Origin of the sequence: Lysinibacillus sp. NPDC093216 (genome assembly GCF_050280325.1) — a bacterium.
Classification (GTDB): Bacteria; Bacillota; Bacilli; order Bacillales_A; family Planococcaceae; genus Lysinibacillus.
This window is the reverse complement of record NZ_JBNNVB010000014.1, coordinates 108,629-129,338: the sequence shown is the minus strand read 5'-3', so window position 1 is coordinate 129,338 and position 20,710 is coordinate 108,629. Positions and strand designations below refer to the sequence as shown.

Here is a 20,710-nt window from a genome sequence, read left to right as displayed (position 1 = left end):
TATCTGTGCGAAAGCGAAGCGACAGCAACAAATGTTTTATCTGTGCGAAAGCGAAGCGACAGCAACAAAGCGCCCAGCTGGAACGGAAATCAACCCCTCTTTGTGGTGATGATCATAGTAATGACAAGTCATATATATACTGCTTTATATTAGAAAGAGGTGCATGAAAGTGCAAAAGCATATTTTACTAGTAGAAGATGACGAAGCCATTCGTGAAATGGTAGAAAACTATTTAACGATGGAGGGGTTTCTTGTTACCTCTGCAGTAAATGGAGAAGAAGCATTACAAAACTGTTTAAACAACCCCTTTGATTTAGTGATCTTGGATATTATGATACCGAAACTTAATGGATTAGAAGTTTTAAAGATTATACGAGAGCAAGCATCACTTCCAATTATCATTATGTCAGCCAAGGATAGTGATGTTGATAAAGCATTAGGATTAGGGTTAGGGGCAGATGATTATATTGCCAAGCCATTTTCGATGCTGGAATTTTCGGCACGTGTTAAAGCCGTAATTCGTAGAGCTACAAAATACTCCAGTCAAGTAGAGGAGAAGAAAGATATTGTAGAGATAGACAAATTATCGATCGACCTTGTTAATTTTTCAGTTGAGAAGAATGGACAGCAAATAAAGCTCACATCAAAGGAATTTGGCATCTTAAAATTATTCGTGACAAATCGTAATCGAGTTTTTACAAAGCAGCAAATTTATCAATTGATTTGGAATGATGCTTACTATGGGGATGAAAATATTATTAATGTACATATAAGAAGATTACGCGAAAAAATTGAAGACGATCCATCCAATCCTCTATATATTAAAACACTTTGGGGAATCGGCTATAAATTAGAAGGATAAACTGATGATTATATTACTATTACTAATGATTGTGTTACTTTTAGGTATTATTATTTTTCAGGTGAGAGCAAAAAAACAACAAAACGCTATGATTCAATACATGCATCAAAAACTGCAAGCAATCATTAACGAACAATCGAGCGAAAAGATTTTAGTGTCGACGGCTAATCAAGAATTACAGCAGCTACTAATTGCGATGAATGCGTTGCTAGACCACAACCAAAAAGTACTGGCGACACATCGAAAAATGGAAAGCTCTATGAAAAAGATGTTGGCCAATATTTCTCATGATCTTAAAACGCCTTTAACAGTTGTACTAGGTTATACGGAAATGCTTAAGCTGAAGCAATCACTTAATGAAGAGGAGCGGCAACGGTTGCTCACTGGCGTTCATTCGAAAACATTGGAAGTATTGAAAATAATCCATACATTTTTTGACCTGGCAAAATTGGAGGCAGGAGATACAGACTATCCAATGACGAAAATTAATGTAAGTGAAATTTGCCGGAAAAATATTTTATCATTTTACGATATGATCACATCTATGGGCCTAGAGATCGATATAGCAATACCAGAGATATCCGCATATGCACGTGGCAATGAAGAAGCGTTAGATAGGGTTTTGAATAATTTACTGTCCAATGCAGTTGCCTATGGAGCGGCAGGGAACATCATTGGGCTCACAGTAAGAAATGATGATACGAATATTTTTATTGATGTATGGGATCGTGGTAAGGGGATCGACGAATATCATATTGATAATGTTTTTGAAAGAATGTATACACTTGAGGATTCCAGAAATAAATCCTTCCAAGGGAGTGGCCTTGGCTTAACTATTACAAAACGCCTTGTAGAATTAATGGAGGGTTCCATCCAGCTTTCTAGTATCCCATATGAGAAGACCATTTTTACAGTTTCTTTAAAACGAATGACATACTGAGCAGCCATGCTTGTAGAGCTTTTTAAGTGCTTTACAAGCTTTTCTTCTGCGCTTAAGAAATTTGTAAGAATCAAGTAATAAATTAGAGAGTTTCATTTTTTATAATAAGGATAGCAAATTTAAAGGAGAGATCTACATGACATATATTGTGAAAACAAATCAGCTTACGAAGGTGTTTGAGGGGAAAGAAGTCGTTTCTGCTGTGACTATGCATGTGAAAAAGGGAGAGATATACGGTTTTTTAGGTCCTAATGGTGCCGGAAAAACGACAGTCATGAAAATGCTAACAAACCTTACAAAGCCAACGAGTGGAGATATTGAAATCTTTGGTGAAAAATTAATGGACCGCTCATTCGACGTGCTGAAAAGGATGGGAACGATTATTGAATACCCAATTTTTTATGAAGATTTAACTGCACAGGAGACGTTAGAGCTACATTGTGAATATATGGGCTATTATGACAAGAAAGAAATTTCCCATGTCCTAGATCTAGTGAAACTAACAAACACGGAGAAGAAACGTGTAAAAGACTTTTCTCTTGGGATGAAACAACGGTTGGGTATTGCGCGTGCAATTATTACTAAGCCGGAATTACTTATTTTAGACGAGCCGATTAATGGACTAGATCCAGTTGGCATTAAAGAGCTTCGAGAACTATTCAAGATGCTTTGTAAAGAGTATGGAATTACGATTATTATCTCTAGTCATATTTTGGGTGAAATTGAACAATTGGCAGATACAGTTGGGGTTATTAAAGATGGAAGATTAATTAAGGAAGTATCAATGGACGCTGTCAATCGTAGTCAAACAGATTATATTGAAGTGATTGTCAATGATGGGGAAAAAGCTGCCTTTATTATAGAAAGTAAATTAAATATTACTAATTTCAAACTAATGGATGACAATTGTATTCGAATTTATGATTCGACAGCTTCACAAAAGGTGCTATCTAAAACATTGATTGAGCATGATATTGAAATTGAGGGCATCAGCAAAAAAACAAGCTCATTAGAGGATTATTTCTTGAAGTTAATCAATGGAGGTGTGGCTAGTGCTTAATTTAATGCGTCTAGAAATGAAAAAGTATCATATTGGTTCATATATAAAAAAAGCTGTTTTTGCAAATTTCATAATACTAGGTGTTATATTTATGCTTATATTTATTACTAAAATAGAAGGGGATCAAGATTTTAGAACTTATCAGACGGCATTTGGCCTTATAGATTCAGGCGTAAGGGCAGTATTTATTATTTTTGCTAGCGTGTTAATCGCCAAATTCATTATTGGAGAATTCAAATATAAGACCATCACAGTAGCATTTATGTATCCAATAAGTAGAAAAAAATTAATTGCTTCAAAGCTAGCCATTGTTGTTCTTTTTACCTTTAGTGCAATTATTTTATCGACTATTTTTGTAACAGCGATTTTTTGTGCTGTTAGCGAGAGTTTTCAGCTACTTCCAGAAACATTATCGTTCTCTTTCATAATACAACGAATTCCTGCCGTGATCATAAATGCAGTTTCAGCATCATGCATTGCATTAATACCATTGTATTTTGGTATGAGAAAATACTCCATTCCGGCAACTATTATATCATCTATAATAATTGTATCGGCCGTATCATCGAATTCAGGTAACTTCACCTTGTATGATATTATTTTCATACCCATCACTTTAGCTATTATCGGTATAAGCGTGGCCTATTTATCATTCCGAAACATTGAGAAGATAGATATTTAAGGGTAAATAAATAGCCAATCATAAAAAGTAGGGGATGATATTTGTTAAACCACGTTATGAAAAACCCCTTACATGTAAAAATGCCAGACACAAAGCCAAATAATGGTCTTTGTGTCTGGCATTTTATTAACCAAATACCGTTTGCCATAATAAATAAAGATTTAGAGCAACTACAATCACTACGACAATCCATCCTAATACAGTTGTAATACGATGATTGACGAGGCTTCCCATGATGTCACGTTTACTTGTAAACATAACAAGTGGTACAAGAGCAAATGCAATACCAAAGGATAAAATAACCTGACTTAGGACAAGCGCATATGTCGCATTAACGCCGGATGCAATGATCACCAGAGGAGGTATCATTGTAATAGCACGGCGTAAATAGAGCGGAATTTTCTTTTTAATAAAGCCCTGCATCACAATGTCACCTGCGAGTGTACCAACTGAAGAGCTAGCAAGACCTGCAATAAGAAGTCCAAGACCAAAGGACACTGCCGCCATCGGACCAAGCGCTTCTTTTAATCCGTTATAAGCGATATCTAAGTCTTCAACTACTACGCCCTGAGTATGGAATACTGCTGCAGCAATAACAAGCATACTCATATTGATAGCACCAGCGACAATCATCGCGATGATAATATCAATAAATTCAAAACGGAATATACGTTTTTTTTCAGCATCATTTCGGCCAACGATACGACTTTGAGTTAGTGAAGAATGTAAGTAAATAGCGTGTGGCATAACAGTTGCTCCTAAAATACCTGTTGCCAGTAGAATAGAATCTACACCATCAAAGCGTGGTGTTAACATGCCTATTGTTACCTCGCCCCAATTTGGCTGTGCTAAAAACGTCTGGAATGCAAATGCTAATACGACAATAACCACCATACCAGAAATGCCCGCTTCAAATGCTCTAAAGCCTCTGCGCTGTAATTCTAAAATAGCAAATGAGCCGACTGCTGTAATAAGCGCTGCAGGCAACATTGGAATGTTGAATAACAAGTACAGCCCTAGTGCAGCACCAATAAATTCTGCCAAGTCTGTTGCAATAATGACCAATTCAGCCTGTATCCATAAAAATATAGAAGTTTTTTTAGAAAAATTTTCATGTGCTATTTCGGGTAAATTTTTGCCTGTCGCAATACCAAGCTTTGCCGATAAGGATTGGATTAACACTGCCATTAAATTGGAAAAGGCGATTACCCACAGCAGTAAATATCCATATTGTGAACCTGCTGTAATATTTGTTGCGAAGTTGCCTGGATCAATATAGGCAACTGCTGCGATGAAGGCTGGGCCAAGAAACGGTAAGATTCGTCGCCAACCTTTTATATCTCCATCTAAAACCGCCTCCGCGGACGATTTATTCACTCGTTTGTAAACCATGTTGTTCCCTCATTTCAAAGAGTATCGCAAGTGAAATAAAGTTTCCTAGGGGAAAATGATATATTCTTATTTTATAGCTAGAAGAAGAAAATGTGAAGGAGTTTGCTCAATTTTTTTCTTAATACGAAATGTTTTTGATTTCGTAAATCAATTGCCATTAAAAGACTTTGATTTGGTTTGTGTATCATAATGTATTGAAGCATCATAGCAAAATATTCGATTCATTTTAAAATGATCCAAGGATTAATGTACTTAGCCATTTTAAAAGAGGGAATATACTTATAAGGTGGCCTTCTTAAATGATTTCTAATTTCGGTTATTCACATATTTTCTACCAATATTAAAGCGTTATTCTTCAAATAATAAAGAATTCTCGCCAAAGTTGAGGAATGATTAGAGTGAGGCTGGGCGACTCGGTGAGAGGTGACCTTAAACGCAAGCGAAGCGGCTTCCTAAGAAAGCGCCCGGTTGGAACGGAAATCAACCACACGTTATGGTAGTGGGACGTAATAAAAATATTCGAAATATCAAGTGAAAATTTTTTTTTGTAACCGTTCTTTTCATCTTTACTTTTTTTAAATACAGGCGTAATATGACATCATTATAAAAGTTTCAAATTTCTAAATCGCTGAAGCAATTAGACGCGGGGGACCCAATTTTTACGGATTACATAGGTATTCCTTGGGGTGAATCTCTTCATTTATTGAGGGGTAGGGCTACTCAGGCCCGAATCCGACAGCTAACCCCGTAAGCGTTAAGAGCAGAAAAGTGGAGCTTGGCAGACGAATGAACGTCTACAAGTCTTATTTAGTGATGACTTGTAGATTTTTGTATCTTCATTTTATAAAACAAGGCCCCGGTGAATGGCACAAAAAACGATTATGCTAAAGTGTAATCGATTTAGAAATGCGAAACACATTCTATGAAACTAGAAGGTGTTGAATATGAGATCCTCATTAAAACGTTTTATTATCGGTAAACCATTAAGATCGGATGCGTTAGGGGAACAAAAGCTTAGTAAAACAAAAGCACTTGCCATACTATCATCTGATGCGTTGTCATCAGTAGCGTATGGACCTGAGCAAATTTTAATTGTACTCATGACGGTAAGTACGGTTGCCTTTTGGTATTCTCTACCGATTGCTGCTGGGGTAGTTGTGTTACTGACAGCACTTATTTTCTCGTATCGCCAAGTTATTTATGCGTATCCACATGGTGGCGGAGCATATGTAGTTTCCCGAGAAAATTTAGGTGTCAATGCTGGTCTAGTCGCAGGTGGATCATTGCTTGTCGATTATATTTTAACAGTTGCGGTAAGTGTATCGGCTGGAACAGATGCCATTACTTCGGCATTTCCAAGTCTGCATCCTTATAACGTGGTAATCGCTGTGTTTTTTGTTATATGTTTAACGATTTTAAACCTACGTGGTGTCACAGAATCCGCATCCATTTTAGCGTATCCAGTTTATTTGTTTGTAATTGTGATGCTGATGTTAATCGGGGTAGGGGTTTATAACGTAGTAACAGGGCAAGTTCCTGCAGCGTTACATCCAAAGGTAGGTACACCTGTTGCAGGTATTAGTTTATTTATATTATTAAAAGCATTTGCATCAGGAAGCTCAGCTTTGACTGGTGTGGAAGCAATTTCAAATGCTATTCCTAATTTTAGAGATCCAGCACCAAAAAATGCGTCTAAAACATTATTGGCTATGGGCGGTATTTTAGCAGTGCTATTTATCGGTATTGTGAGTCTAGCATATTTTTATGGAGTTGCTCCAAATGCGAAAGAAACGGTTGTCTCACAAATTGCGGAGGTAAGTGTAGGTCGTAATATTTTTTACTATATAGTACAAGGAACAACAGCGATGATATTAGTACTTGCTGCGAATACAGGTTATTCGGCCTTTCCTTTACTGGCTGTCAATTTATCGAAAGACAGTTTTATCCCAAGAATATTCCAAATTCGTGGGGATCGACTTGGGTATTCAAATGGCATTATGATGCTTGGTTTAGCTGCCATTGTTTTAATCTTTTTATTTGATGGAACAACTGAGCATTTGATTCCACTTTATGCGGTAGGGGTGTTTATTCCGTTTACTTTAGCGCAGGCTGGAATGATGCGAAAATGGTGGCGAGAAAAGCCAAAAAGTTGGTTTGCTAAATTTACGATCAATACGGTTGGAGCGGTCATTTCCTTTGTTGTAGCCATGATGTTTTTCGTGACAAAATTGCCTCAAGTATGGCCAGTGTTTATCTTTTTACCAATTATTATTTGGACGTTCCATCGTATTAAACAGCATTATAAAACAGTTGGTGAACAGCTAAGATTAGATAATGTGGAATTACCGAATGTGGAGGGTAATGTTTTCATTGTCCCTGTTGCTGGTATTACGAAAGTAGTCGAAAACACTTTGCATTACGCGCAGACATTAAACGTTGATAAAATTATTGCCTTTTATGTGGCCTTCGATCAAGCGGACGCAAAAGCGTTTGAGGAGAAATGGAAAGCTTGGCAGCCGGATATACGGCTTGTAACATACTATTCACCATATCGAAGTATTACACAACCGTTGATGAAGTTTATTGATAAAGTTGAACATCAATGTACGAAATTGGGCTATCAAGTAACAGTTATCATCCCACAGTTTTTACCGAAAAAAGGATGGCACCATATGTTACACAATCAATCGAGTCTATTAATTCGCGCTTCGCTGTTATTTCACAGAAATATCGTCATTATGACAGTGCCCTTCCATTTATCAAAATAATGACTAGCAAGCTCGAAAATAGTCTGATATAATCATTACGTTGATTATAAAACACGAACGTTTGCAATTGAAAGTTAGTAAAATAATAGTAAATTCCGAAAAAACAGACTTTATTCAGTGTGAGAAACAAGTACATACCGAATAAAGTGCCATTTTTGGAAATAACGCCAAGGTGTATTAATAAAAGGAAGTTCTTACAGCTTAATACTATTTCACTCATATAATAGCGAGAATATGGCTCGCAAGTTTCTACCGATTTACCGTAAATAAATCGACTATGGGTAGCAATGCTTTAGAAGACTTCATAAAAGATGTTTTCTATTCGTTTCGACGTTTTTACGCTGAATGCTTTGCTCCACTCGTAGATGATTGGAATCAAAGTATTCAGCGTTTTTTTATTACTTGCATTGCTTCTGGCGCTTGCCTGTAACGGAATGTAAGTTGCTCATTAAGAGTTATTACTATAAGAAAGAAGGCTATCAAGGAAATGAAGTTATTACACGACAAAATTACACAAGAGGGTAAAGTTTTATCTTCATCTGTATTAAAAGTAGATTCATTTTTAAATCATCAAATTGACCCAATGCTTATGAAAGAAATTGGTCATGAGTTTGCGACTCGATTCTCAGATCAAGTCATTACAAAAATATTAACGATCGAATCTTCAGGTATCGCACCATCTGTGATGCTAGGGCTTGAAATCGGTGCTCCTGTAGTGTTTGCACGTAAACGTAAATCATTAACACTATCAGATAATCTTTATAATTCAAAAGTACATTCTTTCACAAAAAATGAAACGAACGATATTTCAGTTTCACGTAGTTTCTTAAATGAAGATGATAACATTCTAATTGTTGACGATTTCTTAGCTAATGGGGAAGCTGTCAAAGGTTTGCTTGATATCGCAGCACAAGCTGGTGCAAATGTTGTAGGTGTAGGCATTGTTATTGAAAAAGGCTTCCAAGACGGTGGGAAATTATTACGCCAGCAAGGGGTTCGCGTAGAATCATTAGCAATTGTAGATTCTCTTGAGGATGGCAAAGTAACATTTGCTACGGAGGCTAATGCGTAATGAATACCGTTAAATCGACGACGCTAGCTATTCAACATTTACTTGCGATGTATGCAGGAGCCATTTTAGTACCACTGATTATCGGTGGGGCAATCGGCTTTGATTCAACACAAATGACGTATTTAGTAGCGATTGACATTATGATGTGTGGGATCGCAACGCTTTTACAAGTGTATTCAGGTAAAATGATCGGTATTGGTTTGCCAGTAGTACTAGGCTGTACATTTACAGCAGTTAGTCCAATTATTGCAATCGGTACAAATCCTGAACAAGGAATTACTGATATTTATGGATCTATTATTGCATCAGGTATAATCGTTATGATTATTGCAGGTTTTTTCGGTAAGTTAGTAAAATTCTTCCCACCAGTTGTTACAGGCTCGGTTGTGTCGATTATCGGTATCTCTTTACTACCAGTAGCTTTAAACAATATGGCAGGTGGACAAGATGCGGCAGATTTTGCATCTGGTTCTAATGTAACTTTAGCGTTTATTACATTGGTTATTATTTTAGTCGTTTATCGTTTTTCTACAGGTTTCATTCGTGCTATTTCCATTTTAATCGGATTAGTCGCAGGGTCAATCCTAGGAGTATTTATGGGGAAGGTTGATTTTAGCCCAGTATCAGATGCTGCCGTATTACACATGGTTCAGCCATTCTATTTTGGGGTCCCAACATTTAATTTATCTGCAATCATTACAATGACGCTTGTAGCAATGGTTTCTTTAGTAGAATCATCAGGGGTTTATTTTGCACTAAGTGATATTTGTAATAAAAAATTAGATTCAAAAGATTTATCACGTGGGTACCGTTCAGAAGGTCTAGCCTCTGTTATCGGCGGTATTTTCAACGCTTTCCCATATACAACATTCTCACAAAACGTGGGACTTACACGTATGTCAGGCGTAAAAAACCGTAAAGTCATTTACATCACAGGTGGTTTACTAGTAGCACTTGGTTTCCTTCCAAAAATCGCAGCATTAACAACGATTATTCCAACACCAGTACTTGGTGCGGCAATGCTAGCGATGTTCGGTATGGTTATTACACAAGGTATGGGCATGCTAGTACCTGTTATGAATGAATCAGCGGAAAACGCCATGATTGCAGCAATTGCAGTCAGCCTTGGTGTCGGTGTATCAGTTGTACCTGGGATTTTTGATGCACTGCCAGAGAGTGTATCTCTTCTAACATCTAACGGTATCGTCTGTGGTTCTGTCACTGCGATTATCCTTAATATTTTATTTAACATGATTGGGCCGCAACGTAAGGAAGACCCTATGCATGGTGAAGCTTAAAGGAAATCTATACAAAATGTCATCTGCTTCCATAGTAGGTGACATTTTTTTATGCGGAAAGAGGGCTACCTAATAATTTTTCATCAATAAAGTTAAAAAGAATATTGCTATTTTTATTTGGGTTGCTTTGGGTAGGTTTATTCTTTTTTATCTTTATTACTGGGGAATATTAGCTTCTTTAAATGGAAGTCGTGGATTTTCGTCTTTATATATAGAATAAGTCCATCCGTAGTTTTCCATCTTCATACATTGCTTATTATTACAAGAAAACAAGTAGGTCTGTTCATCTGTACGAACACTGACCTGAAAATAGTAGGGGAAGGCACCGCCTTTATTTTTATTAATACTTGTATCAATAGCAATGACCTTTTCTTGTTCGGCTAACTTTTTATAATCTTCACTATCCACTGTTTTTTGAACCATTTCACTTAAAATAATCTTTTCTTCTGAAGTAGCTTCATACCATTGGTCAATCAGAAACCACTTCCCAAATATATATAAATTTACGCTTAAGCTAACTATCAGTAGAATGAACACCATCGTATTTCTCAATATAATTACTTCCTTTAATCTCCTATCGTTAGTAAAGTCTGTCAAAACTACGAAATCAAGTAGATATTAAACCTACAAATAATACCATCTTGCACTTTGTGTGTAATTTTACACTATTTTTGTTTTTGATGTCCATATATTTATAAAAGGGGAAAATTAGGTATTGTAATCCAAATTGGTATGGAATATCATGAATCTTATGGAAAGGTTGGTTATAAATGAGTTTAAAAACTGCTAAAGAAGTTATTGAAGAACTACAAGTAACTATGAATTCACATATGTGTCAAGAAGAAAGAATGAAATTAGAAGTTTGGTTAAAAGAGTATTACATAGACGAACTAATAAAAAATAAAGTACCGATGAATTCGGATTGCTAGTCATTTAAAAAAGTAGTTATGGGGCACTTCTTTTTGGAGGTGTCCTTTAAATACCCACCACTGCAAAGTACCCCACCCAATTAGTATTTGGCCAAAGCATCGGGAAGACTGAGACTTAAAGGATTTCTATAATATACACAATGTCATCTACTTCTATAGTAGGTGACATTTTTTTATGAAAAGTAGATGTTTAAATTTAAATTGTTAGGGAATCTAGAAAATAAATACATCTTAATAGAATGCAAGTCGATGTCTCAACATACATTTAAAATATATAAAACTACTTTTGAAAGGTCTCTTACAAATGCAAAGTATATTTCTGATTTTAATACTTCAATTAATTTATGTGCCTTTTTTAACGTTACGTACAATACTTTTAGTGAAGAATGTTACTTTCCTTGCCGCCATATTCGGTATGCTGGAGATGTTAGTGTATGTATTTGGCCTTTCACTCGTTTTTAGTGGGAAGCAAAGTATGTTAGCTATGGTTTTTTATGCAGTTGGCTTTGGGTTAGGTATATTTTTAGGGGCCAAAATTGAACGTAAATTAGCGATTGGCTATGTTTATACGACCATTAATACGCAAAATAAGAATGAGGAACTTGTGAAATTTCTTCGGAATGAAGGGTTTGCGGTCACGATTTACATTGGTGAGGGGCGAGATAGTAACCGCTATAAATATGAAATATTAACAAAGAGAAACCGTGAGCCGGAATTGTTCCAAATTGTTGAGCATTATGAACCGAATGCTTTTATTATTTCGTACGAGCCTAAATCATTTAAAGGTGGATTTTTGCTGGATCGAATGAAGGCCAAAAACAAATAGTTTTCCCCTAATATTGCCCTTCCGTTTATATACAGAAGGGCATTTTGGGGTTCTCACCAAAAGTTGTGGATGACTTTGTTAAAACGTCTATTATGTAAATAAGTTGATTGGAGTGGAGGCTGGGCGACTCCTTGGGGATTAGCGTCACAGATGAGACCCTGGAGCGAGCATCGCGAGTGAAGCGGCTCAACGGACGCCCCCAGGAAAGCGCCCAGTCGGAACGGAAATCAACCACACGTTTTGGTGATGATCCATTTTTTGTATTCACACAATTTATAGAGAAATTTAGCGACCAAGCTCGATAAAAAATATTACTACTATTATACCGACAGACGTGAACAATAACATGTTCAAATCGATTTTTTCATACTATAAAAACATGCAAGTCTCGGAGGGGTGTTGTATGTATTTTTTTACGAAAGGCTTGGTCATTCTTATAGGAAGTACCGCGGTAGCATTAGGGATAAACTTATTCTTAACACCCTATCAAATTTTAGATGGGGGCGTTGTAGGAATAGCGCTTATTTTACACTATATATATAAGCTTAAAATAGGTTTAATGATCATCATTATTAGTATTCCAATTTTCGTTATTTCTTGGTATAAATACAGAGCGTATTTTTACAATAGTATCCATGGATTATTCGCATATTCTCTTAGTATCGATTTACTAAAGCCCGTCCGGAATCTTATTCATGTAGATGCCATCTATAGCGCCATATTTGGAGGGGCACTTATGGGTTTTGGTGTTGGTTTGATGCTTAGATTTCAGACAAGCACTGGCGGTACAGATTTGATTGCCCAATTTTTAAGTGATAAAACCGGAATTAATGTCGGGATACTTATTTTTATGATAGATTCAATCGTCATTGTCATAGGGGGGCTGCTATTATCTTCTAGTACATTATTGCTTTCTATTATTACAATTTTGGTAGCAGGGATTACTACAAGTATCATGACTAGCCGTGTTTAATAAAAAATAGCTTCAGTAGGACTGAAACTATTTCGAAAATCGTTATCGAGAGCTCTTCATCATTCGCTTTTTAGGATGTGCAGGCTTCACTTCTGCAATTAATATGGCGAGTAAAATCAGTATTGCCCCTACAACCATACGACTTGTTAATACCTCATGTAAGAATATAACGGATAATACCATGCCGAAGAAGGATTCTGTAGACAGGATAATCGCAGCCTTTGTAGCAGACGTATATTGATTCGCAATATTTTGAAAAAGGTAGGCAAGGGTAGTTGAAAAAATGGCTAAATAAACGATTGAATAGATTGCTTCTTTTTCAAGAGTGGACGGGATATCGCCTTGACTGACTAAGACCAAGACACCTAAAAAAGATGCTGTGATAAATTGAATAATCGTCAGAGCAATGGCATCTTCCTTTTGGACAAAAAGGTTCGTACAAAAAATATCAAAAGCGAAGGCGACAGCGCATGCTAAGGAAAGCGCATCTCCGATGTTCATTGTTAGCGAGCCCTGCAAAGATAGAAAACCAATACCAACAATAGCTATAATCGAACCAATCATCTCATAGCCATCTATACGACGCTTGTAAACCGCAAAGGCAATTAGTGGAACAATAATGACATTTACAGCGGTTAAAAATGCATTTTTAGATGGTGTTGTATATTGTAGTCCTACTGTTTGAAGGGCAAAGGCGATATACAAAATGGTCCCTAACAAAATACCTTTCCAGATAACTGATTTTGAAGCTTTTTTTAATTTATATCCAAATAAGACTGTCAGTATAATTGAAGCTAATAAGAACCTACCTGCCATTACTTGATAGGCTGTTAAATATTCTAATGCAATAGCCGTTATGACAAAACCGCTACCCCAAACGATTGCAGTGACTAATAGCATACCATCAGCTATGTATTGTTTCATCATTCCTCCTCCTAACTTCAATAGAATAGCATGAGATGGGAGAAAATAGTTTGATTTTAATTCTAAAAATTCAGGCGTTTTTTTGTACTTATTCCAAAGCTGTCATTCAACATTCGTTTTGCTATGTAATAAGTACAATTTAACGGCTGCAGCTATATGCTCATAAAAAACATAATCATTTTCTAAAGGTGCTACTAGCTGACGTATTTTTGACATACGATAACGGATTGTGTTTGGATGGCAGAAATGAGCAACGGCTACTTCTTTAATATTTCCTCGTTTTACGACATAGGTGATGGCTGTTTTCATTAAGTCCGGATCAATCTTTTCCTCAAATAAGGGACCGAGATAGCTATTTACATAGTCCATAGCGAATGTAGCGTCCTTACGATGCAATTCAATTAATAACGAATCGGAAGCAAGGTTCTCATAATGGCATATAGGAGCCGTTTCAATTTCAGCCATGATGCGTGCGTAAAAGGCTTCACGAACAGCAATAGGGAGTTCGGTTTGTGTTACATGACAACGACTATAGCCAAAGGTCATTGATTCTGTTGAGATTGCATACATCGTCAACCATTCATTTAGAAGTTTTTCGAATTGAAATTGCTGTGATGGATGGGTCATTACAATAAAGAGGCTCTTTTTATAGCTACAAATCATACCAGATTTCAATAGAGGCTCTAATTGGAAAAGGGATTGCATCCATTGACTATTTGCATGATCTTGCATTTGAATATTAGCAACAAATACATATTTTTCAAAGGGCTTATTGATTTGTTGTAAAATAAACTTTATTTGTTCATCAGTTACTTCTTCCTCCATGATACGTCGCATAATCGTATCTAAAAAGAATGAATAATCCTGCGTTTTTGCATAGGCCATCGTTTCTAAAATAATCTTTTCAAAAAATTCATCTCCGCCAAATCGCAATATCGGGAAATTTTGTTCATCTGCATAGACGATCACTTCCTCAGGCAAATCCTCATAGATAACAGGTTTATAAGCTAGAGCACTTGCTCCTAGCTCAATAAGGCTTTTCACGGCATTCCATAAATATTCTGGTTTTTGCTTTGCGAATAATAAGCTGCTTAAAACAACACTATTCGGTGTGAAAATCGTTTCTCTCACAGTCTGAATATCGGGTGAAAATTCAAAGTCTAGAATTTCCACATTTTGAACGGGCTTATGTAAACCATTGCGACCAGCAACGACTGTAAAATCTTTTGTAATTGGCAGTTGTAAAAAGTTCTCTACGTTCATTAGGCTATCAAACAACCTTTCTTGTGATTGAGCTTCTATTACTTATTATAACTGATAAGCCCAGTGAAAAAGCTGATAAGGCAATTCGAATCGCTGATAAACCAACCAATTAAAAAGAATCTGCTGATGTTCTACAGACTAAGTCCGTAAAGCAAGCAGATTCTTCCACATTATTAAGTTTAGATATTAGCGAAAATATTAGGTTTTCTATTTTTCATTGGATTCGTTTGTTCAATGGCGTAACCAACGTTAAGAATACGACCTTCCTTAAAGGCTGGACCAATAATTTGGAGGCCAACTGGTAAATTACCTTTAAAGCCACAAGGAACGGAAAGGGCAGGTAACCCTGTTAGGTTACTTGGGCCTGTAAAACGAATGATATTATCAATTAAATCAACTTTTTCACCATTTAAATATGCAAAGTCATCACCAATAGTACTTGCCACTACAGGTAATGTAGGCGTAATAAGCACATCAACCTGATTAAAAATCTGTGTAAATTCTTGCTTGATTTGTCGTCGCACCTGTTGAGCCTGTAGGTAATCAACGGCAGATGGTATTTCACCTAGTTCAAATAACAGACGAATATCATCTCCGAAATCCTGTGGTCTTTTCTGTAAATCGGAATGATGGATTGCAGCTGCCTCCGAAAGGGAAGTAACGAGCTCTGCCCACTCTGCATATTGCAAGGATGGAATTCGAACGATTTCAACTTTTGCTCCTTGATCCACTAAGCTTTGAATACTTGCCCGAACAGCCTTCTCCACATCGGAATCTACTCTGTTAAAGAAATACTCTTCGTTGATGCCGATGACTAAATCCTTCACATTACCCGAAATTTGCTGTACATAATTCTCTGTTGGAACGTCTGTACAGGTAGGGTCTCTATGGTCAAATCCAGAAATAATCTCAAGTAAGCCGGCTGCGTCTTTTACTGTCTTTGTCATTGGACCAATATGGTCTAAGCTCCAAGCAAGAGGGTAGCAGCCATATTTACTTACGCGCCCATGAGTAGGCTTTAAGCCGACAATCCCACAGGCTGATGAAGGGATTCGAATAGAGCCAGCAGTATCTGTACCTAATGATGCGACGCTTGCCCCTGCTGCAACTGCTGCGCCAGAGCCTCCACTAGAACCACCAGGGATTTTATCTAAATCCCATGGATTTCGAACGGGTCCGTAATGAGGGTTATTATTCGTGATGCCCCATGCGTACTCATGCATGCTTAATTTACCTGTGAAAATAACACCGGCATTACGAAGCTTTTCTACAACCGTCGCATCATAATTTGAAACGAAGTCCTTATGAATCTTTGATGACATCGTTGTTATCTTATCTTTAAAGTACAAATTATCTTTTAATGCCATAGGAATCCCGTGATATATTCCTCGATACTGTCCATTCAAAATTTCTTTTTCTACCACTTGTGCTTGTGCTAGGGCTTCTTCACGATAAAAAGCCATGTATGAATTAATTTTAGGCTGACTTTCTTCAGCAAAATCTAAAATTGCTTTCGTCAACTCGACAGGAGAGAGTTTTTTAGTTTCAAGTAATGGTGCTAATTCTTCAACAGATTTTAAGTGTAAATCAGTTGTCAATGTGGTCACCTCCAGGGATGCTACGGATAGCGATATCAGCATCATCAATAGCGATGCCTTCTAAATTACCACGAAGGGATTGCATACCTTCCCACCGTGCTTTTAGAAGTTCAAGGTGTTCAGATTTTGGTGTAATTCCTTTATTCTCCAATAATTGTTGAATTGACAAACTCATTAACAGGATCCTCCCTTGAAAATAGTTTTTATCTAAATAGGCTTCCCTATAAAGAACAGATCTTCAATTATAAAAAATCATCGCCATAACATGAGGTATTTTTTGTTCCGACTAGGCACTTCGTTGGAGATGAGATTTGCGCATCGGGTTATCTGTGACGCTATGAGTGTTTTTACAATTAGCATCCTTAGTTTAAGGAGATGGGTTATTATTTTACTATAAAAATAATAAATTTCTATAAAAGGTAATAAAATACTATTATTACAAGCATACACTATTCACGATATATATCAACCAATTGATTGAATATATCATATATTATGAAAAATATACTACTCTATCAAGTAATTAAGATTACTTTGAATAGAGCAATGTCAACTATTGAAAAGGATTTCTAGTGCTAGAGACACTTGTTTTTACATAAAATTCACAGTGCTTTTACAATGAAAGCGTACAATAAATCTTAATAACCAATTTAAGAGGTGCGAGAATGGAGTCTATTGTGAGACAAAGCATAAAAACAAGTAATTTATTTTCTTATTTAAAGTATTTATACGGGCAGCATCAAAACAATACTCTCTATATAAAACGTTTAAAAGCATTGAAGCAAATTATTCAGGACAAGAGTTTACATACTTATTTTCAACCTATCGTCGATTTACAGACGAGGCAGACAGTTGGTTTTGAGGCACTGAATCGTCCAGAGCCTTCAGAATTGTTTCATAGTGTCGATCAGTTTTATGAATTTGTTGGGCAAACGGACTGCGTATTTTTATTTGAATGCTTTTGTCGTAATCTTTCATTACAGCGTTTCAAAGAACGACTACACGGGGAATGGATGGACAGAAATTTTTTAGTATTTGTCAATATACATCCTAATGTTTTACTAGATAAGAGTTACCATAGTGGTGAAACCTTGCAGCTATTAAAGGACCTTGGCATAAAACCACAGCAAGTAGTGTTTGAGCTAACCGAACGTAGTGCAGTGGTAGATTTTGTGGAGTTTGAACGTGTATTATCGCATTATCGATCACAGGGCTATCGAATTGCAGTGGATGATGTGGGTTCAGGCTATAATAGTTTGAAAACTCTTATTTACTTAAAGCCAGAGTTTATTAAACTAGACCGTTCTTTAATACAATTTATTGATAAAAACAGCGAGCAGCAGCAGCTCGTTACATTGCTGATGAGATACGCAGAGCAAGCTGAAACGAAAATTATTGCAGAAGGTATTGAACGCCAGGAAGAACTTGATTATTTACATACTATTGGAATCCACTACGCACAAGGCTATGCGGTAGGGAAACCCGCAAAGGAATTACATTTGGGGAAAATAAGGATGGGTGACCATGAAGATAGGGGAAGTCATAGAAAATGTTCCTTGTATTGATGAATTTGTGAAAAATATAGAGGTGGATTCACTTTTTACAAGTAATCCGTCTTTACGTAGTGTTGTCGTTGTTCGAGATGACAAACCAATTGGGCATATTACACGTACGCATTTCTATCAAAAAATTGGCACACGCTATGGCTATAATTTGTTTATGGGGCGACATAATCAGCTGATTATAAAAGAGAATCCTTTAATTGTAGATCGCAATATACCTATAACAGAGGTCAGTACATTAGCGATGTCTAGACCTTCAGAGGATCTATATGATGATGTGATTGTAACAAGGAATGACTTGTATTACGGTGTAGTAAGTATTCGGGAGCTACTGTTAAAGCTCGTAGACACACAAGTAGCTATTGCTAGCTTTTTAAATCCTTTAAGTAGTCTTCCTGGCAATAAATTAATAGATGAAAAACTAGAAGAGGCACTAAAGCTACCGCAATATAGTTTAATATATTTTGATTTAGACCATTTTAAATCTTACAATGATACGTATGGTTTTAATAAAGGGGATAAAATTTTACTGTATTTAACTGATATTTTGAAAAGAAATATAGTAGGTACAGAAGATTTTTTAGGACATATTGGTGGAGACGATTTCGTTGCGATTCTTCCGCATTATGAGGCTGCCATGATCTGTCAAAGAATTATTGATGAATTTGATGCATTTATTTTAAGCTTTTATGATGTAGAGGATTTAACATACTTACAAGTACAAAATAGAGCTGGTAAATTAGAGCCTCTATCTTGTACTACGCTATCCATTGCGGTTATTACTAATCAATATCAGCAATTTGAATCTGTTGACCGATTGTCAGATGCGGTGACACGTGTAAAAAAACAATGTAAAAAAATTTCGGGAAGTTGTTATCTCGTTAATGACAATGGGAAAGAAACCTACCTCGTTCATTAGACGAAGTAGGTCAGACTGTGGGCAAGCTCGCCCACAGTCTTTTTTTCATAACGGACGCTTTCCGCGAAGAAGCTCACATGTTCCGTAAGCATTTCTTATTAAATTTGGTTTTTAGGGCATAATCAAAAGAAATAAGCCGCTTTACTTTAGGAAATTATTAATCTAAATAAAACATACTTGAATTATAGGGATTATAGGTATATAATTCGATTACATTATAATTAAACTTCTTAGGAGGCTTTTCATTGTCTACATTACAAATTATTCTTAACGTTGCTGTCTTGCTCGTATTCGTTGGAATTTTATATTTTATGAATAAAAAGCACGTTAAGTTTTCAAATCGTGTATTTACGGCTCTAGGCTTAGGTATTGTACTTGGTCTTGGACTGCATTTAATTTATGGTATTGATTCAGATGTGTTAACTAAAACAACAAGTTGGTACAATATTATTGGTACTGGCTATGTTAAATTACTACAAATGGTTGCGATGCCATTAATTTTTATTTCTATCTTAATTGCCTTTACGAAAATGAAGGTTGGTAAAAACTTCGGAAGAATGGCAGCTCTTATTTTAGCCATTTTAATCGGTACAACTGCTGTATCAGCTGCTGTTGGTATTTTTTCAGCAACAGTATTCGATTTAGATGCTTCTCATATTATGCAAGGTGCTGCAGAAACTGAGCGTGGGGCGTATTTAGAGGAAAAAACTTCTGGATTAACTGCGCCGGATTTACCAACTCAAATTATTGAGTTATTCCCAGCAAATCCATTCTTAGATTTAACAGGTGCTCGTTCTACATCAACAATTGCTGTTGTAATTTTTTCAGCATTCTTAGGTTTTGCTTATTTACGTGTAGCACGTAAGGATGGAGATACTGCAGCTACTATTAAAAAGGGCTTGGATGCCATCTATGCATTAGTAATGGGCGTTGTAACGATTGTCTTACGTTTAACACCGTATGGTATTTTAGCAATTATGGCACGTACAGTTGCGACATCTGATTTCGGGGCAATCTATAACCTAGGTAAGTTTGTTGTAGCGTCTTATGTAGCGCTAATGATCGTGTTTATAGTACACTTACTAATTCTTACTTTAAGTGGTTTAAATCCATTTACGTACTTAAAGAAATCTGCGGAAACATTATTATTTGCCTTCACTTCACGTTCAAGTGCAGGTGCTTTACCAATGAACATTAAAACACAAACAGGTCGTCTTGGTGTACCTGAGGGTATTGCAAACTTCTCGGGCTCATTTGGTCTATCTATTGGTCAAAATGGCTGTGCTGGTGTTTATCCTGCAATGCTAGCGATTATGATTGCACCGACAGTTGGGATTAATCCACTTGATCCAGTGTTTATCATTACAGTTATTGCAGTTGTAGCAGTCAGCTCATTTGGTGTAGCTGGTGTCGGTGGTGGTGCGACATTCGCAGCAATTCTTGTATTATCAGCACTTGATTTACCGATTGCGCTTGCAGGTATATTAATCTCTGTTGAGCCGTTAATTGACATGGGCCGTACTGCACTTAATGTAAGTGGTTCAATGACTGCTGGTGTGACAACAGCACGTATTACAAAAGAATTGGACACTGAAATGTACAATAATAAAGAATTAGGTGCTCAAGTATCTGATTTATAAAA

The 20,710-nt window shown here is 36.5% G+C and carries 19 protein-coding genes and 2 riboswitches; of the genes, 13 read left to right on the top strand and 6 right to left on the bottom strand.

From position 1 onward, the window contains the following. Positions 1–169 precede the first annotated feature (169 nt). The 4 genes from ACQKOG_RS16140 (at position 170) to ACQKOG_RS16125 (ending at position 3,544) form a co-directional block, all read left to right on the top strand. Positions 170–862, top strand: coding sequence for a response regulator transcription factor (locus ACQKOG_RS16140; protein WP_427447373.1), 693 nt, complete (start codon positions 170–172; stop codon positions 860–862). Between the two features lie 4 nt (positions 863–866). Beyond that, positions 867–1,802 (top strand): sensor histidine kinase, encoded by a 936-nt coding sequence (locus ACQKOG_RS16135; protein WP_427447371.1) that lies wholly within the window; start codon positions 867–869, stop codon positions 1,800–1,802. A 136-nt stretch (positions 1,803–1,938) separates the two neighbouring features. After that, positions 1,939–2,862, top strand: coding sequence for an ABC transporter ATP-binding protein (locus ACQKOG_RS16130; RefSeq protein WP_415731681.1), 924 nt, complete (start codon positions 1,939–1,941; stop codon positions 2,860–2,862). After that, positions 2,855–3,544: an ABC transporter permease gene (locus ACQKOG_RS16125; protein WP_370080741.1), complete on the top strand. Its 690-nt coding sequence runs from the start codon at positions 2,855–2,857 to the stop codon at positions 3,542–3,544. Before ACQKOG_RS16130 ends, ACQKOG_RS16125 begins: the two co-directional genes overlap by 8 nt. A gap of 126 nt (positions 3,545–3,670) precedes the next feature. On the opposite strand, the gene ACQKOG_RS16120 is transcribed toward ACQKOG_RS16125, so the two are convergent. Next, on the bottom strand, positions 3,671–4,936 hold the full coding sequence (locus tag ACQKOG_RS16120; protein ID WP_427447368.1) for an Nramp family divalent metal transporter: 1,266 nt from the start codon (positions 4,934–4,936) through the stop codon (positions 3,671–3,673). A 616-nt stretch (positions 4,937–5,552) separates the two neighbouring features. Continuing rightward, positions 5,553–5,704, top strand: a riboswitch (cyclic di-AMP (ydaO/yuaA leader). A gap of 176 nt (positions 5,705–5,880) precedes the next feature. Between ACQKOG_RS16120 and ACQKOG_RS16115 the strand changes: the two genes are divergently transcribed. The 3 genes from ACQKOG_RS16115 (at position 5,881) to ACQKOG_RS16105 (ending at position 10,074) form a co-directional block, all read left to right on the top strand. Then, entirely contained in the window at positions 5,881–7,704 is a 1,824-nt protein-coding gene (locus ACQKOG_RS16115; RefSeq protein ID WP_427447366.1) for an APC family permease, read from the top strand. 196 nt (positions 7,705–7,900) lie between these two features. Beyond that, positions 7,901–8,002: riboswitch (purine riboswitch) on the top strand. 189 nt (positions 8,003–8,191) lie between these two features. Beyond that, a complete protein-coding gene (locus tag ACQKOG_RS16110; RefSeq protein WP_370080746.1) occupies positions 8,192–8,776 on the top strand; it encodes a xanthine phosphoribosyltransferase in 585 nt (194 codons plus the stop codon). Beyond that, positions 8,776–10,074: a nucleobase:cation symporter-2 family protein gene (locus ACQKOG_RS16105; RefSeq protein ID WP_370080748.1), complete on the top strand. Its 1,299-nt coding sequence runs from the start codon at positions 8,776–8,778 to the stop codon at positions 10,072–10,074. The genes ACQKOG_RS16110 and ACQKOG_RS16105 overlap by 1 nt, the downstream gene beginning before the upstream one ends. Before the next feature lie 156 nt (positions 10,075–10,230). On the opposite strand, the gene ACQKOG_RS16100 is transcribed toward ACQKOG_RS16105, so the two are convergent. Further along, positions 10,231–10,626 (bottom strand): hypothetical protein, encoded by a 396-nt coding sequence (locus ACQKOG_RS16100; RefSeq protein ID WP_402871150.1) that lies wholly within the window; start codon positions 10,624–10,626, stop codon positions 10,231–10,233. A gap of 218 nt (positions 10,627–10,844) precedes the next feature. Here ACQKOG_RS16100 and ACQKOG_RS16095 point away from each other — a divergent pair, with 218 nt between their 5' ends. The 3 genes from ACQKOG_RS16095 to ACQKOG_RS16085 all read left to right on the top strand — a co-directional run bounded on the left by ACQKOG_RS16095 (position 10,845) and on the right by ACQKOG_RS16085 (position 12,802). Continuing rightward, a complete protein-coding gene (locus ACQKOG_RS16095; protein ID WP_370080752.1) occupies positions 10,845–11,003 on the top strand; it encodes a hypothetical protein in 159 nt (52 codons plus the stop codon). A gap of 304 nt (positions 11,004–11,307) precedes the next feature. Continuing rightward, entirely contained in the window at positions 11,308–11,829 is a 522-nt protein-coding gene (locus ACQKOG_RS16090; protein WP_370080754.1) for a DUF2179 domain-containing protein, read from the top strand. Positions 11,830–12,232: 403 nt separating this feature from the next. Beyond that, entirely contained in the window at positions 12,233–12,802 is a 570-nt protein-coding gene (locus ACQKOG_RS16085; protein ID WP_402871146.1) for a YitT family protein, read from the top strand. Positions 12,803–12,844: 42 nt separating this feature from the next. Here the strand turns inward: ACQKOG_RS16085 and ACQKOG_RS16080 are convergent, their stop codons facing one another. From ACQKOG_RS16080 to ACQKOG_RS16065, 4 genes are all read right to left on the bottom strand, one after another. Then, positions 12,845–13,726, bottom strand: a complete 882-nt coding sequence (locus ACQKOG_RS16080) for a DMT family transporter (RefSeq protein WP_402871144.1) — start codon at positions 13,724–13,726, stop codon at positions 12,845–12,847. A gap of 102 nt (positions 13,727–13,828) precedes the next feature. Further along, a complete protein-coding gene (locus ACQKOG_RS16075; RefSeq protein ID WP_402871141.1) occupies positions 13,829–14,989 on the bottom strand; it encodes a PucR family transcriptional regulator in 1,161 nt (386 codons plus the stop codon). A 179-nt stretch (positions 14,990–15,168) separates the two neighbouring features. Then, positions 15,169–16,587, bottom strand: a complete 1,419-nt coding sequence (locus tag ACQKOG_RS16070) for an amidase (protein WP_370080761.1) — start codon at positions 16,585–16,587, stop codon at positions 15,169–15,171. Next, positions 16,577–16,762, bottom strand: coding sequence for a hypothetical protein (locus tag ACQKOG_RS16065; protein ID WP_249075639.1), 186 nt, complete (start codon positions 16,760–16,762; stop codon positions 16,577–16,579). The genes ACQKOG_RS16070 and ACQKOG_RS16065 overlap by 11 nt, the downstream gene beginning before the upstream one ends. 490 nt (positions 16,763–17,252) lie before the next feature. Here ACQKOG_RS16065 and ACQKOG_RS16060 point away from each other — a divergent pair, with 490 nt between their 5' ends. The 3 genes from ACQKOG_RS16060 to ACQKOG_RS16050 all read left to right on the top strand — a co-directional run bounded on the left by ACQKOG_RS16060 (position 17,253) and on the right by ACQKOG_RS16050 (position 20,708). Then, positions 17,253–18,152, top strand: coding sequence for an EAL domain-containing protein (locus tag ACQKOG_RS16060; RefSeq protein ID WP_402871138.1), 900 nt, complete (start codon positions 17,253–17,255; stop codon positions 18,150–18,152). Continuing rightward, positions 18,112–19,068 (top strand): GGDEF domain-containing protein, encoded by a 957-nt coding sequence (locus ACQKOG_RS16055; RefSeq protein WP_370080765.1) that lies wholly within the window; start codon positions 18,112–18,114, stop codon positions 19,066–19,068. Before ACQKOG_RS16060 ends, ACQKOG_RS16055 begins: the two co-directional genes overlap by 41 nt. Before the next feature lie 311 nt (positions 19,069–19,379). After that, positions 19,380–20,708, top strand: coding sequence for an L-cystine transporter (locus ACQKOG_RS16050; RefSeq protein WP_370080887.1), 1,329 nt, complete (start codon positions 19,380–19,382; stop codon positions 20,706–20,708). Positions 20,709–20,710: the final 2 nt, after the last annotated feature.

Excerpts from the sequence above, each read along its gene's own strand:
- ACQKOG_RS16135 (WP_427447371.1), top strand. The coding sequence starts at position 867 with ATGATTATATTACTATTACTAATGATTGTGTTACTTTTAGGTATTATT.
- ACQKOG_RS16130 (WP_415731681.1), top strand. The coding sequence starts at position 1,939 with ATGACATATATTGTGAAAACAAATCAGCTTACGAAGGTGTTTGAGGGG.
- ACQKOG_RS16120 (WP_427447368.1), bottom strand. The coding sequence starts at position 4,936 with ATGGTTTACAAACGAGTGAATAAATCGTCCGCGGAGGCGGTTTTAGAT.
- ACQKOG_RS16115 (WP_427447366.1), top strand. The coding sequence starts at position 5,881 with ATGAGATCCTCATTAAAACGTTTTATTATCGGTAAACCATTAAGATCG.
- ACQKOG_RS16110 (WP_370080746.1), top strand. The coding sequence starts at position 8,192 with ATGAAGTTATTACACGACAAAATTACACAAGAGGGTAAAGTTTTATCT.
- ACQKOG_RS16105 (WP_370080748.1), top strand. The coding sequence starts at position 8,776 with ATGAATACCGTTAAATCGACGACGCTAGCTATTCAACATTTACTTGCG.
- ACQKOG_RS16095 (WP_370080752.1), top strand. The coding sequence starts at position 10,845 with ATGAGTTTAAAAACTGCTAAAGAAGTTATTGAAGAACTACAAGTAACT.
- ACQKOG_RS16090 (WP_370080754.1), top strand. The coding sequence starts at position 11,308 with ATGCAAAGTATATTTCTGATTTTAATACTTCAATTAATTTATGTGCCT.
- ACQKOG_RS16085 (WP_402871146.1), top strand. The coding sequence starts at position 12,233 with ATGTATTTTTTTACGAAAGGCTTGGTCATTCTTATAGGAAGTACCGCG.
- ACQKOG_RS16080 (WP_402871144.1), bottom strand. The coding sequence starts at position 13,726 with ATGAAACAATACATAGCTGATGGTATGCTATTAGTCACTGCAATCGTT.
- ACQKOG_RS16075 (WP_402871141.1), bottom strand. The coding sequence starts at position 14,989 with ATGAACGTAGAGAACTTTTTACAACTGCCAATTACAAAAGATTTTACA.
- ACQKOG_RS16065 (WP_249075639.1), bottom strand. The coding sequence starts at position 16,762 with ATGAGTTTGTCAATTCAACAATTATTGGAGAATAAAGGAATTACACCA.
- ACQKOG_RS16060 (WP_402871138.1), top strand. The coding sequence starts at position 17,253 with ATGGAGTCTATTGTGAGACAAAGCATAAAAACAAGTAATTTATTTTCT.
- ACQKOG_RS16055 (WP_370080765.1), top strand. The coding sequence starts at position 18,112 with ATGAAGATAGGGGAAGTCATAGAAAATGTTCCTTGTATTGATGAATTT.
- ACQKOG_RS16050 (WP_370080887.1), top strand. The coding sequence starts at position 19,380 with ATGAATAAAAAGCACGTTAAGTTTTCAAATCGTGTATTTACGGCTCTA.